This window comes from Mesorhizobium sp. M0189, assembly GCF_040322135.1.
Classification (GTDB): domain Bacteria; phylum Pseudomonadota; class Alphaproteobacteria; order Rhizobiales; family Rhizobiaceae; genus Mesorhizobium.
Genome location: NZ_JAMYSW010000012.1, coordinates 68184 through 83078 on the forward strand (window position 1 = coordinate 68184; position 14895 = coordinate 83078).

Genomic DNA, 14895 nt, shown 5'->3' on the forward strand with positions numbered 1-14895 from the left:
GAGGACCGCGCACGGCGATCTTCCAAAAATGTAGAGTGCAGCCTTACTTCAGCTCCAGCAACCGCTCCAGATAGCTGCGCTCGATATCGGGGCTGAGCGCGTTGCCGAGCCGCTTGCGGATTGCCTCGAGGATCTGGCGGGCGCGCTGCACGTCGATCTCGTCAGGCACTCTCACCGAACTTCCGTCATCGGGACCCTCGCTGGTGCGGGGCCGCCCGAGCGGGTCACGGTCGGCATTCTGCTGGCGTCCGCCCTGCCCGTTGCCGCCCTGGTCGCCTTGCATCGCTTGCAATTGCTTCATCATATCCTTGGCGCCCCTGCGCAAGGCTTCCAATGCGCGGCCCTGGTGGCCGACGGCTTGGTCGCCCTCGCCCTCGCCGAGCGCCTGTTCGGCATTGCCCATGGATTTGCCGGCTTCGCCAAACCCCTCATTGGGGTCGAGGCCCATGCCTTCGAGGCCCTTCCTCAATTGATCGAGCTCGCTCTGCAGCTTGCCCTGGCCTTCCTGCAATTGCTTCAGCGCATCGGCAAATTCCTGCGGCGTCATCGGCTTCGGCCGGCCGAGCGGATCGCGGTCGTCGCCCGGGCTGGGCTTGCCCCCTTCGCCCATCGGGCCTTGCTCACCGTTCTCGCCGAGTTGCTCGTCGCGGTTCTGCCCGCGCTGTTGCTGGCCGCGCTGCATCTGGTCCATACGGAATGTGTCGTTCATCATCTCCTGCTGGCGCCGCATGATCTCGCCCAGCTTGTCCATCTGCTGGCGCATCTCGCTATCCTGCTGGCCGCCTTGCTGCTGGCGGCCTGCCTGCAGATTGTTCATCATGTCCTGCAGCTCCGACAGCAATTGCTGCGCCTGGTCGCGATTGCCGGATTTCGCCAGGTTCTCGATTTGGTCCATCATGCGGTCGATGTCGCTCTGGCGCAGTTCCTGGCCGTTTTGCTGCATCTGTGGCGCATTCGGATTCTGCTGCGCCCGCGCCGCGAATTCCTGCAGGAACTGGTTCATCGCCTCGCGCAGTTCCTTCATCGCCTTCTCGATCTCTTGGTCGCTGGCGCCGTTCTTGATCGCATCCTGCAGCGCCTGCTGCGCCTGGCGCAGCCGCTTCTCGGCCGCCGACAGATTGCCTTCCTCGATGCCGAGCGCGATCTCCCAGAGGTAAGCGACCTCGTCGCGCAACTGGTCGTCGCTGTCGGCCATCTTCAGCCGGGTGCGGGCGCTCATGATGGCGAGGTAGTGCGCCATATTGTCGAACGTGTCTTCGGGCCTGAGCGTGATCGCATCCATCAGGTCGAGGACGCGGTCCTTGGCATAGGCGTCGAGCGCCAGCATGCGGCGCTGCTCGACCACGGCCCGCGCCAAGGGGTTGGAGAATGGCCGCTCCGGCATCACCAGCGTCTTGGTTTCGCTGGTCGCCGTGTGTCCGGCGCCGTCGGTGGCGACAAGCGACAGCTTGACGTTGCCACCGGCCCAGACATGGTCGGTCAGATCCTTCGTCGTTTTGGCGGCATTGGCCTTGCCGCCGCGGCGCGGCAACGTCAGCGGCATATCCGGCGGGCCATAGAGCGGATGCGCGTTGGGCACCTGCGGATCGGCCAATGCGAAAACCGCCTTGGCGGAGGCCGCGCCATAGTCGTCGTCGATCTGGTAGTTGAGCTCGAAGGCGCCGTTGACGGCGCGTTTCGGCTCACCGACAAAGCGGATCTGCGGCGGCTTGTCGGGGATTATGGCGAAGGCCCAGCGGCCGAGCTCGCCGTCGCCGGATTGCAGCGTCAGCATGCCGTCGGCCGTCAACTTGCCGCTGAACTGGCGCACGGTGGAAGGCGTTGCAGTATTTGCCTCTGGCTTGGCTTGCGGCCCGGTCGGATCGATGGCGCGGGTGTTGCCGCCGGCGTCGGCGTAGCTCAGCGTTTCCTCGCCCGAACCGCCCGTGACGCGCAGCGACACGTCGCTGCCCTCCGGAACGGTGAAGGTCGGCGCCGCTTGATTGGCATTGTTGGCAAGGACAGGGGCGTTGAGGAATACTGGTGGCCTGCCGGTATAGGCCGGTGGCGTCACCCAGGCATCAATGCGCGGCGGCACGACGTCGCGCGCGGCACGGGCAACAAACCCGTCACTCAGCTTGCCGCCCGACGGCCCGAAGGAGAAGGCAAAGGCGGTGACCAACAAAAGCGCCGCAACGGCGCGCAACGCCCACGGGTCATGCTCGGGGACGCGCGTGCGCGGCACGTCGCCGCCAAGCTCGCCCAGCCGGTCCGCCATGCGCCGCTGATGCTCGCGCCACAGGGCTCGCGAAAAAATGCTTTCCTTGCCGCTCGGGCGATCGGTCTGGACCTGCACCGGGCTGTGCAGCAACCGGTTGGCCGCCTCGATGCGGCGGTCGACCTCGGCACTGGATGGCGTGCGGAAGAAACGCAATGGATAGAGTGCGGCAAGCGCTGCGACGCCGAATGCCGTGATGAGACCGAATCGCGCTAAATCGGGCAAAAGCGGGAACAGACCGAGCCACGAGATACTGAGAAACAGGCTGGCGACGATGATCAGCGGCAGCAGCAACGGCCAGCCGCGCTCGACGATTATCGAGACCTGCGTCGCCAGCCGGCTCAAGGCAAGGCGCCCGGCCAGGCTGCGATCGCTGGTAAAGACGGGTCGTTGCGTCATCGGCCCTTCCTGGCCGGGCGGGATAGCCCGGACCTCACGAGTCTATCGCATGGGCCCGAAAAGTCGATTTTCGGGAAGCACGATGCGAAGACCCAAAATCTTAGCGCATACGTCGTGCATTCAGGCGGCTGCACGTCGCCCTAAGGATACCAACAAACACGGCGAAGGCGAGGCGGTTCCCCAAAACGTGAACAATAATGCCCCGGATATTGTCAAAATTTCGCTGGATTGGCGTTTGCGCCGCAGACCAGAACGGCAACGCGCTCGCCCACAGCCGGCCTGTAGCGGCCGGACAGGAGCGCCGCGAAGGCCGCCGCACCGCCCGGCTCGGAGATGATTCGCACCCGGTCCCACAGCGCCGCCTGGGCGGCGATAATGTCGTCGTCGCCGACGAGGATCGAGCGCTCGACGAACGCCTCGGCGATAGGAAACATCATTTCGCCGACACGCTTCGGCGCGAGCGAATCGGCGGCGATGCCCTCGGTCGGGGCATCGACAGGCCGGCCAGCCTCGAAAGCGCGGTGTAGCGTCGGCGCACCCTCCGGCTCAACGGCAATGATCCTGATGCGGCCGGAAAACCAGGCGGCGATGCCGCCGATCAAGCCGCCGCCGCCGACAGCGACCAGCAGCGTGTCGAGCTTCGGCAGGTCGGCCTCGATCTCGAGGCCCAGCGTGCCTTGCCCGACCAGCGTCTCCTCCTGGTTGAAGGCGTGGATCTGCAGCGCGCCGGATTTTTCGGCGAAGCTCTCGCTGGCGGCCAGCGCCTCGGCATAACGGGCGCCGCCGACGATCAGCTCGGCGCCGTAGCCGCGGATGCGGTCCAGCTTGGCCGGCGGGCTCACTTCGGGAACAAAGATGGTCGCCTTATGGCCGAGCCGCATGGCGGCATAGGCGACCGCGGCGCCGTGGTTGCCGCCCGATGCGGCGACGACGCCAACTGCGGGAACCGGCCGTTCGAGGAGATTGGTGAACGCGCCACGCGCCTTGAACGAGCCGGAATGCTGCAGGCATTCGAGCTTCAGGTCGACAGGCAGAGGCGGGCGGCCGAAATCGGCCATGTCGACGCGCAGCACCGGCGTGTGGCGCACGAAGGGCCGGATGCGGGGTTCCATCGCCGCAATGCGCTCGCGGGTGATCGTGTGGCCATGCAGCATGCTTCACTCCCAGAGTTGACATTCAGAGTTGACATTACTTAGTAACTTGGCAAAGTGCCTAAATGCAAGAGGTCGACGTCTTCAAAGCGATTGCCAGCGAGCGCAGACTGCAGATCCTCGATTGGCTCAAGGACCCGCGCGCGCATTTTCCGCCGCAGGCGGACGGTGATCTGGTCGAGGACGGGGTCTGCGCGCTGCTGATCGCGGAAAAGCTGGGGATCACGCAGGCGACGCTCAGCGAGCATATGCGCGTGCTCACCCAGGCAGGGCTTTTGCGCAGCAAGCGTATCAAGCAGTGGATATTCTATCGCCGGAACGAGGACAGGATCGCCGAGGCCAGGGCGCTCATCCAGCACCGGCTGTAGCGCTGCAAGGTATCTCTCAGGTCAACCAATCAGGCACCGAATCCAGCCCGATCAATTCGTCATAGGTCTGGCGCGGGCGCACGATGTGGAAGCGGTCGCCGTCGACCAGCACTTCCGGCACCAGCGGCCTGGTGTTGTAGGTGCCGGCCTGGACGGCGCCATAGGCGCCGGCGGTGGCGACAGCGATCAGGTCGCCGGCTTTCAGCCTGGGCAGGTCACGGTCGAGCCCGAGATAGTCGCCGGTCTCGCAGACCGGGCCGACGACGTCGACCCTCATGCGCGGTGCTGCGACCGGCTGCTGCACCACCGGCCTGATGTCGTGGAAGGCGTCGTAAAGGGTCGGCCGGATCAGATCGTTCATCGCGGCGTCGACGACGAGGAAGTTCTTGGCGTCGCCCTCTTTCACGAAGATGACCTCCGAGACCAGGATACCGGCATTGCCGACGATCAGCCGGCCCGGCTCGAACATCACTTTCAGCCCGAGCTTGGCGACATGCTTCCTGACGATCTGGGCATAGGCTTCGGGCAAAGGCGGCGGGTTGTTGTCGACGCGGTAGGGAATGCCGAGGCCACCACCGACATCGATATGCTCAATGGCATGCCCGTCGGCACGCAACGCGCCGACCAGTTCCACCAGCAGCGCGAAGGCGTCGTCGAAGGGCTGCAATTCGGTGATCTGGCTGCCGATATGGGTATCTATGCCGGTGATCTTGATGCCCGGCAACTCAGCCGCGCGGGCATAAACCTTCCGCGCCTGCTGCCAGGGAATGCCGAACTTGTTCTCGGCCTTCCCAGTCGAAATCTTCTTGTGCGTCCTGGCGTCGACATCCGGGTTGATGCGCAGCGAGATCGGCGCGATCTTGCCCAGCGCGGTGGCGCGGGCCGACAGCAGCTCCAGCTCCGGTTCGGATTCGACGTTGAAACAGAGAATGCCGGCCGAGAGCGCAAAATCCATTTCGCGCGCGGTCTTGCCGACGCCTGAAAACAGGATCTTGCTTGCCGGAATGCCGGCGGCCAAAGCGCGGCGCAGTTCGCCTTCCGAGACAACGTCGGCGCCGGCGCCGAGCCTTGTCAGCACCTTCAACACAGCTTGGTTGGAATTCGCCTTCATGGCATAGCAGACGAGGGCGTCGAGCCCGGCAAAAGCTTCGGCAAAGACGCGAAAATGCCTGGTCAGCGTCGCCGTCGAATAGCAATAAAACGGCGTGCCAACACTGGCGGCGATATCTGATATTGCCACGTCCTCGGCATGCAGTACGCCGTCGCGGTAGTCGAAATGGTTCACGAGATCGGTCCGAAAATCAGAGCAGCGGGTCGAGGATGAATTTCTTGTCCTCGACAGGTTTTTCCGGCTCCGGCGGCAAAGATTGCTTGGCCTTCTCGGCGTCCTTGCGCGCCTGCACGGCTGCCGCGTAGGGCGTATCGAGCGCAGCCTTCCTGCCGCAGGCCGCAACGGTCGCCATCGCCGCTAGCAGCGTCAGCGTCACCAAAATCCTGCTTCCGGTCATCGCGTCATCCGTCCGAAACTGTTGCCCGCAGCGCTTCTAGCCGAGTTTTGCGGCCATTGCACCCCGCGTCTTACGCCTTGGCGAGCCGCTTTTTCCAGTAGCGGATCTGCTTGCGCACCTCGGACGGCGCGGTGCCGCCGAAGCTTGTGCGGCTCTTTACAGAATTCTGCACGGCCAGAACCGAAAACACGTCGGCGCTGATACCGAGGTGAATGGACTGCAAATCCTGCAGCGAAAGCCTGTCGAGCCCGACCTTCTTGTCCTCGGCCAGCGCCACCGCCCGGCCAGTGATATGGTGCGCCTCGCGGAACGGCAGGCCGAGCGTGCGTACCAGCCAGTCGGCGAGGTCGGTCGCAGTCGAATAGCCGGCGCCGGCCGCCTTTTTCATCGCGGCAGTGTTCACCGTCATGTCGCGCACCATGCCGGTCATCGCCGCCAGCATCAGGTCGAGCGTCTCTGCCGCGTCGAAGACGGATTCCTTGTCTTCCTGCATGTCCTTGCCATAGGTCAGCGGCATGCCCTTCATTACCGTCAGCAGGCCGACCAGATGGCCGGTGACACGGCCGGTCTTGCCGCGCACCAGTTCGGCGGCGTCGGGGTTCTTCTTCTGCGGCATGATCGACGAACCCGTCGAGAAGCTATCCGACAGCCTGACGAAACCGAATTGCGGGGTCGACCAGATGATGATCTCTTCGGCCAGCCGCGACAGATGTGTCGCGCAGATCGCCGCCAGCCCCAAGAATTCCAGCGCGAAATCGCGGTCCGAAACGCTGTCGAGCGAATTGCGCATCGGTTCGCGAAAACCAAGCGCCGTTGCCGTCTGGTGCCGGTCGATCGGAAAGCTGGTGCCGGCAAGGGCGGCCGCACCGAGCGGGCTTTCGTCCATCCGTTCGATCGCATCGCGGACGCGCGACAGGTCGCGCGCAAACATCTCGACATAGGCCATGCAGTGGTGGCCGAAGGTCACCGGCTGCGCCGCTTGCATGTGGGTGAAGCCCGGCATCACCGTTGCCGCATGCTCCTCGGCCCGGGCGAGGAACGCTGTGATCAGGCCTTTCAGCGCCTCGGCGACACGAAAGCACTCGTCTTTGACCCAGAGCCTGAGGTCGACCGCCACCTGGTCGTTGCGCGAGCGGGCAGTGTGCAGGCGGCCGGCGGCAGGGCCGATCAAATCGGCGAGGCGGGCCTCGACATTCATGTGGATGTCTTCCAGCCTGGTCGAGAACTCGAATGTGCCGGCCCCGATCTCTGCCAGGATCGTGTTCAGCCCGTGACTGATTTTTTCTTGATCGGCCGCCGAAATAATGCCCGTTTGCGCCAGCATCTCGCTATGGGCGATCGAGCCGCGAATGTCCTGGGCATAGAGTTTGCGGTCGAACGAGATCGACGCGTTGATCGCTTCCATGATTGCGGCCGGACCCGAGGCAAAACGTCCGCCCCACATCTGGTTGCTGGCCTTCTTGTCGCTCATCGCTATAACCCGTGCTCCGGAGCAGTTTTTGCAAAATGGCAGACGGCAATAGATTTTTCCCGGCTTTGCGTCTCATCCTCGCCGCTTTGGTTGCGGGCGTGCTGGCCGGCGCGGTCGCGGTATATGTCAGGGAAAGCGGTTCTGGCAACAACGCGCCCGCGCAAGTGGCCGCCGGCGGCGGCAAGGATGACGTGGCCTGCGCCGCCAAGACCGACCATGCCAAGAAGATCGCCGCGGCCGCTGCCGGTCAAGTCGCCGCGCTTTTGCCGGCGGATCCGCCGCAATCGCTGAAAAGCCTCGCCTTCAACGGCCCCGACGGCAAGCCGACGACGATCGCCGATCATGCCGGCAAGACGGTGCTGCTCAATCTGTGGGCAACATGGTGCGCACCTTGCCGCGCCGAAATGCCGGCGCTCGATGCACTGCAGAAGGAGATGGGCAGCGACGCGTTTCAGGTTGTTGCAGTCAACGTCGATGCCGGCGACGATACCAAGCCGAAGAAGTTCCTCGAGGACACCGGCGTCAAGGCGCTCGGCTATTATCGCGATGCCACCATGGCACTGTTCAACGATGTCAAGACGCGCGGCCTGGCGCTCGGTCTGCCGGTCACCATGCCGGCCCGGCCGAATGGTCGGGGCCGGATGCCAAGCGTCTGGTCGAGGCAGCGCTTCAGCCGGGATAGGCTCAGACCGTGCGCAGGCGCGGCTTGAGCACGGCGATGCTTGCGCCGCGCCGGCTGGCGGTGCGGACTGCCGGAGCCGTGACGCCCGTCAACTCGCCGAATGTCTCGATCGGAGCCGGTTTGCCGAGGTAATAGCCTTGCCCGATCTCGCAAGCCTCGGCGTCAAGGAACTGCAATTCGCCCGGCGTCTCGATGCCCTCCGCCAGGACCGGCAGGCCGAGACCGCGTCCAAGCCCCAGCACGGCGCGGACGATCGCCGCGAACTGGCCGTTCTTGTCGACCGATTTGATGAACGACCCGTCGATCTTGATCTTGTCGAAGGGAAAGGCGCTAAGGTTGGACAGCGAAGAATAGCCGGTGCCAAAATCGTCCATCGCCACATGCACGCCAAGCGCCTTGACCTGCCTCAAGGTTGCCAATGCGCGGGGCATGTCCTTCACCAGGGCCGTTTCGGTGATCTCCAGTTCGAGCCTGCCGGGTGCGAGGCCGGATCTCGACAGTGCGTCGTGCACCTTGCGGCTGAAGTTCGGATTGTGAAGCTGCACGGCGGAGACGTTGACGGCGACCATCAGCGGATTCGTCCAGCGAACAGCATCGTTACAAGCCGTCGTCAGCACCCAGTCGCCGATCTGCGCGATGGCGCCACTGTCCTCGGCCACGGGGATGAAAACGGCCGGGGAAATGTCGCCCCGCTCCGGATGCTGCCAACGGACCAGGGCTTCGAAGCCGATCATCTTGCCGCTGCGGATTTCCTTCTGCGGCTGGTAGACGAGGTGGAACTCCTTGCGGGCGATCGCCTGGCGCAGTTCATGCTCCATCACGCGCTTGTCGCGGGCCGCGGTGCCCATGGCTATCTCGAAAAAACGATACGTGTCCCTGCCCTCGGTCTTGGCGCGATGGAGTGCCGTGTCGGCATGGCCGATCAGGCCGGCCTGATCTTCGGCATCCAGCGGAAAGAAGGCGATGCCGATGCTGGCCGAAACAAGGCCGGAGCCGACTGAAACCCTGTTTTCCTCCCGGATCGCCGCCAGCAAGTCCTCGGCTATGAGGCCTGCGGCCAGGGGGTCGGGGAGGTTCGGAGCTAAGACGGCAAACTCGTCGCCGCCGAGACGCGCGAGCATCTGTCCGTGGCGCGGAATGCCGGAAATGCAGTGCGCCAGCTTCTGCAGCATGGCGTCACCGGCGCTGTGGCCGTAGAGGTCGTTGACTTGCTTGAATCGGTCGAGGTCAAGCAGCAGGAGCGCCAGATATCCATCCTTGCTGCCACGCTCCATCGAAGCGATTTCTGCTTCGAGCCGGGAAGAAAAGCTCCGCCGATTGGCAAGCCCGGTAAGTGGATCGAAATGCGCGAGACGGAGGATCTCTTCTTCCGCCTTCTTGCGCTCACGGATGTCGCGAACGGCAAGCACCGTATGAGGCCTGCCGCAGTAGGCGATCTTCCTGGCGATCAGCTCGACAGGAATTCTCGTGCCGTCGCTGCCCCTCAATTTCGTTTCTTGTGCCTGTTCGCCGAAGCCGGATACATCGGCTGCGCTCTGTCCATCGAACAGCTCGCCGAGTTGCATCGTGTTCAGGGTGGCTGTCGCCGTGCCCGTCAGTTTCGCCATGCTGTCATTGGCGCTGACTATGCGTGTGCCATCGCAAACGATCAGCCCTTCGACCGCGGCATTGGCGAGATCGTGCATGCGATCGGCCTCGAGCCTCTGCCGGCGAAAGCGCAGGTCGATCCACAGCGCGGCGCCTGACAGCACAAGGATTACCAGGCTGGCGACCGCTGCGGCAAAGGCCTGGGAAATGGGCTCGATGGAATGTTCGGATATTTCAATCGAGGAATCCGGAATGATCGACACCGCGCCCATCGCGATGAAATGCAAGCTGCAAATCGCCAGCGTCAAAAGCGCGGCGCCACCAAGTGTTGCGAGCGCGGACGGGCGGCGCAAGACGACAAGGAGCGCCATTGCCGCGAGCGTCCCGCCGGCCAGAAGCGATATCGCGACAAGGAGCAGGTTCCATACGATCCGGCCCTCGACCTCGAACGCCGCCATGCCGATGTAGTGCATCGTCGCGATGGCACCACCGAGAATGGCACCGCCGACGAGGAAATGGTCGATGCCGCGGCGCAAGGTGGCAACCCACATCCCAAGCGCGGTCAGGATGACGGCGGCGGCAAGCGAAAAGGCGGATAATCCCGGATTGTATGCGTTTGGTATTCCCGGCGTAAACGCAGTCATGGCGATGAAATGCGTCGCCCATATGCCGAACCCGGTCGAAGTTGCGGCGATCATTAGCCAGACAAGCCGGTTTCGGTTGGTCGATCGGCCGACGTGCTTAAGGAGATTTACTGCAGAGAAGCAAGAAATGCCGCAGACGAGGGCGGCAAGTGCGACCAGTCTCAGGTCGTGCTGACTTACAATACAATTATAGACCGTCAGCATCCTGGGTTCACTCGGTCTGCCAAATAACAGGGGAGGTGTGACTGATTAGCTCTTGGAGATTTTAACGAATGGTTAACCCGCGGGCCATGAGGCGGGCCTTTTCGGGGGAAAACCGATGCGCTCCGCCGAGAAGGCGGTGATGTAGTTCCTGGCGACGCTTTCGGTAGCGAGCGCACTTTAGCCGGAAGCGATGTTCATTGACCCGCAACAAAACCGTTGTCCGATTGTCATCAGCGCCACATATTGGCTTTGCGAGAGTGCCCCTTTCGCCAATGACAAACGGGAGATGAAACATGAAGTTCTTCGGCTTCGCGGCCGGTGTTGCCGCCACCTTGACCCTGCTTTCCACCACCTCCGCCTTCGCCGTCACGCAGATCAGCTGGTGGCACGCCATGACCGGCGCCAACGCCGAGGTCGTCGCCAAGATCTCCAAGGATTTCAACGCCAGCCAGAGCGACTATGAGCTCGTTCCGGTGTTCAAGGGCACCTATCCGGAGACGCTGAATGCCGGCATCGCCGCTTTCCGCGCCGGCCAGGCGCCCGATATCCTCCAGGTGTTCGACGTCGGCACCGGCGTGATGATGGCGGCCGAGGGTGCGATCAAGCCGGCGGCCGATGTGCTGACCAGTGCCGGGATGACCTTTGACAAGAGCCAGTATCTGCCCGGCATCGTCGGCTATTATTCGAAGCCGGACGGCACCATGCTGTCGTTCCCTTACAACTCCTCGTCGCCGATCCTCTACTACAACAAGGACATTTTCCAGAAGGCGGGCCTCGACGTGAACAGCCCGCCCCAGACCTGGAACGAGGTGTGGGAAGCTGCCAGGAAGATCAAGACGAGCGGCGCCGCCCCTTGCGGCTATACCTCGACCTGGCTGACCTGGATCCATCTGGAGAATTTCGCGGCGTGGAATGACGTGCCTTGGGCCACTCGGCAGAACGGCCTGGCCGGCGGCGATGTCGAACTCAAGATCAATGCGCCGATTTTCGTCAACCACTTCCAGGCACTCGCGGACCTGGCCAAGGACGGCACGTTCAAGTATGGCGGGCGCACCTCCGAAGCCAAGCAGATATTCCTCGCCGGCGAATGCGGCATCTTCACCGAATCGTCGGGCGGCCTCGGCGATATCGTCAAGTCCGGCATGAACTATGGCATCGGCCAGCTTCCCTACGATAGCGACGCCAAGGGCGCACCACAGAACACCACGCCGGGCGGTGCCAGCCTGTGGGTGTTCGGCAACAAGTCGGACGAGGAATATAAGGGTGTTGCCGCCTTCTTTGCCTATCTGTCCAAGACCGATGTGCAGGAATATCTGCACCAGAAGTCGGGATACCTGCCTGTGACGCTCGCCGCGTATGAGGCGACCAAGAAATCAGGCTTCTATGACAAAAACCCCGGCCGCGAGACACCCATCCTGCAGATGACGGGCAAGGCGCCGACCGACAACTCGAAGGGCGTGCGCCTGCCGAATCTGCCGCAGGTGCGTGATATTCAGAATGAGGAGTTGGAGAAGCTGCTGGCCGGCCAGCAAACCGCCCAGCAGGCGCTCGACAATGCGGTCACACGCGGCAACGCCGCGATCAAGGAAGCGCTGGAGAACTGACGAGATTATCTCGGTTAAAGCGCGTCGCGTTTGAATGGCCACATGCGACGCGCTTTAAGCTCTTGTTCTTATGCATGTCGTTATCTCAAAACCGCTGCGCACTTTTGGGCGACATGCATTAGTCGGTTGGAATATCGCCCACGCGAGCTCGCGTGGGCGATACCTGGATAGCGAGGGAAATCAGCTTGTCTCCACGCGTCGTATTTCCCAACAAGATCCTGCCGTACCTGCTGGTGGCGCCACAACTCGCCATCACCCTGGTTTTCTTCTACTGGCCGGCCGGTCAGGCGCTTTACCAGTCGATGCTCAGGCAAGACCCGTTCGGGCTGAAGAGCAGGTTTGTCTGGTTTGCCAATTTCCGGAAGGTGCTGGCCGATCCGGCCTACCTCAACTCGATCAAGGTCACCGTGGTGTTCTCGCTTGCGACCGCGATCGTTGCCATGGTTGTGGCCCTGCTGCTCGCGGTCATGGCCGAGAAGGCCGTGCGCGGCAAAGGCCTCTACCGCACACTGTTGATATGGCCTTATGCCGTCGCGCCGGCGATTGCCGGCATGCTGTGGCTTTTCTTGTTCAATCCTTCGATCGGCTCGTTGGCCTATTTGCTGAGAAGCCTCGGCATCGCATGGGACCCGCTGCTCAACGGCACCCACGCCATGATCCTGCTGGTGTCGGCGGCTGCCTGGAAGCAGATCAGTTACAATTTCCTGTTCTTCGTCGCCGGCCTGCAGGCGGTGCCGAAAACGCTGATCGAGGCGGCGGCCATGGATGGCGCCGGCGAGACCAAGCGCTTCTGGACCATCGTCTTCCCGCTGCTTGCGCCGACAACCTTTTTCCTGCTGGTCGTCAACACCGTCTATGCCCTGTTCGACACGTTCGGCATCGTTCATGCCGTCACCGGCGGCGGCCCGGGCAAGACGACCGAGACGCTGGTCTACAAGGTCTACAATGACGGCTTCGTCAATCTGATCCTGGGTGACTCGGCGGCGCAGTCGGTCATCCTGATGGCCATCGTCATCGCGCTCACAGCCATCCAGTTCCGCTATGTGGAACGCAAAGTCCATTACGGCTGAGGGCAGCGATGATCGGCCAATCTCCGCTCCGCACCGTCATCGCCCATGCCGTGCTTATCCTTGGCATATTGATCGTGGCTTTTCCGATCTACTACACCTTCGTTGCCTCGACGCACACGCTGCAAACGATCCTCAGGCCGCCGCTGCCGCTGTTGCCCGGCGACCAGCTATGGAACAATTACAGCGAGGCGCTGTTCGGCGGCATCGGTCGTATCGGCGGTGTCAGCGTGGGCAGACTGCTCCTCAACACCACGATCATGGCGCTCGGCGTCGCGGTGGGAAAGATCTTCATCTCGATCCTGTCGGCCTACGCGATCGTGTTCTTCCGCTTTCCGCTGCGCATGACCTTCTTCTGGCTGATCTTCATCACCTTGATGCTTCCGGTCGAGGTGCGCATTCTGCCGACCTACAAGGTGATGGTCGATCTCGGCATGATCGACACCTATGCCGGCCTGATCATCCCGCTGATCGCCTCGGCCACCGCAACGCTGCTGTTTCGCCAGTTCTTCATGACCATCCCGGGCGAACTGGTCGAGGCGGCGCGTGTCGACGGTGCCGGTCCATGGCGCTTCTTTTTCGATATTCTGGTACCGCTGTCGCGGACAAACATCGCCGCGCTGTTCGTGATCCTCTTCATCTACGGCTGGACGCAGTATCTTTGGCCGCTGCTCGTCACCAACAGCAACGACATGAACACCATCGTCATCGCGCTGCGAAAGATGGTTTCCTTCGCCGATGCCGACACCCAATGGCACCTGGTCATGGTCACCGCGATGCTGGCCATCGTGCCGCCGATCCTGGTCGTGGTGCTGATGCAACGCTGGTTCGTGCGCGGCCTGGTCGAATCCGAAAAGTGAGAAGCCGATGGCGACCGTCGATCTGAAGGATGTCAAGAAGATCTATCCCGGCGGCGTCGAGGCCGTGAAGGGCGTTTCCATCGCCATTCCCGACAAGGAGCTTTGCGTGCTGGTCGGCCCGTCCGGCTGCGGCAAGTCCACGCTGCTGAGGATGATCGCCGGGCTCGAGACGATTTCGGTCGGTACAGTCGCCATCGACGGCAAGGTGGTCAACGCCATTGGCCCGACCGAGCGCGACATCGCCATGGTGTTCCAGAACTACGCGCTCTATCCGCATATGAAGGTCTACGACAACATGGCCTATGGTCTGCGCAACCGCGGCACGCCGAAGGACGAGATAGACAGCAGGGTGCGCTCGACTGCCAAGGTCCTGGGGCTTTCGGGGCTGCTCGACCGGCGCCCGCGCGAGCTTTCCGGCGGTCAGCGCCAGCGTGTCGCCATGGGCCGCGCCATCGTGCGCAACCCGAAAGTCTTCCTGTTCGACGAACCGCTGTCCAACCTCGATGCGAAATTGCGCGGGCAGATGCGCGTCGAGATCAAGAATTTGCAGCGCTCGCTTGGCGTCACCTCGGTTTATGTCACCCACGACCAACTTGAGGCGATGACGCTGGCCGACATCCTTGTCGTCATGAACGCCGGCCTGGTCGAGCAGATCGGCGCGCCGCTCGACGTGTACGAGAAGCCGGCCTCGATCTTCGTTGCTTCCTTCATCGGCGCGCCGCCGATGAATCTGCTGGCCCTCACGGGGGCCTCTCCAGGCTCGGTACTGACGGACGGGACGGTGATTGGCTCGGCGCCTGGACAAAGCAAGGCGGTGACACTCGGCTTTCGTCCGGAGGATGCCGATATCACCTTCACGGCAGAGGCGCCGGCCGGCGCGCTCGCGTTGCCGGCGACAGTGGAAGCAGTCGAGCCGGTCGGTGCCGAAAGCTTTCTCCACTGCGCGGCAGCCGGCAGCCGTATCGTCGTGCGCGTCTCAGGCCGCGCCAGCGCCAAGCCAGGCGACCAATTGCGCGTCGTGGCCAGGTCTGAAAAGCTGCACTGGTTCGATCATGCCGGTAAACGGGTCGATTGAGGTCGGCCTTGCGCAAAA

At 62.9% G+C, this 14895-nt stretch carries 11 protein-coding genes and 1 pseudogene; 6 read left to right on the top strand and 6 right to left on the bottom strand.

The features are described 5' to 3' along the window. Positions 1 to 43 precede the first annotated feature (43 nt). The gene (locus NKJ09_RS21075; RefSeq protein ID WP_352495617.1) at positions 44 to 2656 is read right to left on the bottom strand and encodes a TIGR02302 family protein; all 2613 of its coding nucleotides are present in this window, start codon (positions 2654 to 2656) and stop codon (positions 44 to 46) included. Between the two features lie 212 nt (positions 2657 to 2868). Further along, entirely contained in the window at positions 2869 to 3810 is a 942-nt protein-coding gene (locus NKJ09_RS21080) for a threonine/serine dehydratase (protein WP_352495616.1), read from the bottom strand. Positions 3811 to 3872: 62 nt separating this feature from the next. On the opposite strand from NKJ09_RS21080, the gene NKJ09_RS21085 reads away from it, so the two are divergent. Further along, positions 3873 to 4175: an ArsR/SmtB family transcription factor gene (locus tag NKJ09_RS21085; RefSeq protein ID WP_352483516.1), complete on the top strand. Its 303-nt coding sequence runs from the start codon at positions 3873 to 3875 to the stop codon at positions 4173 to 4175. Between the two features lie 16 nt (positions 4176 to 4191). Here NKJ09_RS21085 and lysA read toward each other — a convergent pair whose 3' ends face one another. The 3 genes from lysA to argH form a co-directional block, all read right to left on the bottom strand. Beyond that, positions 4192 to 5460 (bottom strand): diaminopimelate decarboxylase, encoded by a 1269-nt coding sequence (gene lysA, locus NKJ09_RS21090; protein ID WP_352495615.1) that lies wholly within the window; start codon positions 5458 to 5460, stop codon positions 4192 to 4194. Positions 5461 to 5476: 16 nt separating this feature from the next. Beyond that, complete coding sequence (locus NKJ09_RS21095) at positions 5477 to 5683, bottom strand: hypothetical protein (RefSeq protein ID WP_352495614.1); 207 nt, start codon at positions 5681 to 5683, stop codon at positions 5477 to 5479. Between the two features lie 70 nt (positions 5684 to 5753). Next, positions 5754 to 7154: an argininosuccinate lyase gene (gene argH, locus NKJ09_RS21100; RefSeq protein WP_352495613.1), complete on the bottom strand. Its 1401-nt coding sequence runs from the start codon at positions 7152 to 7154 to the stop codon at positions 5754 to 5756. Positions 7155 to 7189: 35 nt separating this feature from the next. Here argH and tlpA point away from each other — a divergent pair. After that, positions 7190 to 7836 (top strand): annotated as a pseudogene (gene tlpA / locus NKJ09_RS21105) (thiol:disulfide interchange protein TlpA). A gap of 2 nt (positions 7837 to 7838) precedes the next feature. Here the strand turns inward: tlpA and NKJ09_RS21110 are convergent. Further along, entirely contained in the window at positions 7839 to 10271 is a 2433-nt protein-coding gene (locus tag NKJ09_RS21110; RefSeq protein WP_352495611.1) for a bifunctional diguanylate cyclase/phosphodiesterase, read from the bottom strand. A 293-nt stretch (positions 10272 to 10564) separates the two neighbouring features. On the opposite strand from NKJ09_RS21110, the gene ugpB reads away from it, so the two are divergent. The 4 genes from ugpB (at position 10565) to ugpC (ending at position 14877) form a co-directional block, all read left to right on the top strand. After that, the gene (gene ugpB / locus NKJ09_RS21115) at positions 10565 to 11875 is read left to right on the top strand and encodes a sn-glycerol-3-phosphate ABC transporter substrate-binding protein UgpB (RefSeq protein WP_352495610.1); all 1311 of its coding nucleotides are present in this window, start codon (positions 10565 to 10567) and stop codon (positions 11873 to 11875) included. Between the two features lie 185 nt (positions 11876 to 12060). After that, positions 12061 to 12945: a sn-glycerol-3-phosphate ABC transporter permease UgpA gene (ugpA, locus tag NKJ09_RS21120; RefSeq protein WP_352483564.1), complete on the top strand. Its 885-nt coding sequence runs from the start codon at positions 12061 to 12063 to the stop codon at positions 12943 to 12945. Between the two features lie 8 nt (positions 12946 to 12953). Next, on the top strand, positions 12954 to 13802 hold the full coding sequence (gene ugpE / locus NKJ09_RS21125) for a sn-glycerol-3-phosphate ABC transporter permease UgpE (RefSeq protein WP_352483522.1): 849 nt from the start codon (positions 12954 to 12956) through the stop codon (positions 13800 to 13802). A 7-nt stretch (positions 13803 to 13809) separates the two neighbouring features. Further along, positions 13810 to 14877 (top strand): sn-glycerol-3-phosphate ABC transporter ATP-binding protein UgpC, encoded by a 1068-nt coding sequence (gene ugpC, locus NKJ09_RS21130; RefSeq protein ID WP_352483523.1) that lies wholly within the window; start codon positions 13810 to 13812, stop codon positions 14875 to 14877. The last annotated feature ends 18 nt before the right edge of the window (positions 14878 to 14895 follow it).

What these genes read in the sequence shown, in the direction of transcription:
- NKJ09_RS21085 (WP_352483516.1), top strand. Translation starts at nt 3,873, where the DNA reads ATGCAAGAGGTCGACGTCTTCAAAGCGATTGCCAGCGAGCGCAGACTG.
- ugpE (WP_352483522.1), top strand. Translation starts at nt 12,954, where the DNA reads ATGATCGGCCAATCTCCGCTCCGCACCGTCATCGCCCATGCCGTGCTT.
- NKJ09_RS21095 (WP_352495614.1), bottom strand. Translation starts at nt 5,683, where the DNA reads ATGACCGGAAGCAGGATTTTGGTGACGCTGACGCTGCTAGCGGCGATG.
- ugpB (WP_352495610.1), top strand. Translation starts at nt 10,565, where the DNA reads ATGAAGTTCTTCGGCTTCGCGGCCGGTGTTGCCGCCACCTTGACCCTG.
- NKJ09_RS21075 (WP_352495617.1), bottom strand. Translation starts at nt 2,656, where the DNA reads ATGACGCAACGACCCGTCTTTACCAGCGATCGCAGCCTGGCCGGGCGC.
- NKJ09_RS21080 (WP_352495616.1), bottom strand. Translation starts at nt 3,810, where the DNA reads ATGCTGCATGGCCACACGATCACCCGCGAGCGCATTGCGGCGATGGAA.
- argH (WP_352495613.1), bottom strand. Translation starts at nt 7,154, where the DNA reads ATGAGCGACAAGAAGGCCAGCAACCAGATGTGGGGCGGACGTTTTGCC.
- NKJ09_RS21110 (WP_352495611.1), bottom strand. Translation starts at nt 10,271, where the DNA reads ATGCTGACGGTCTATAATTGTATTGTAAGTCAGCACGACCTGAGACTG.
- ugpC (WP_352483523.1), top strand. Translation starts at nt 13,810, where the DNA reads ATGGCGACCGTCGATCTGAAGGATGTCAAGAAGATCTATCCCGGCGGC.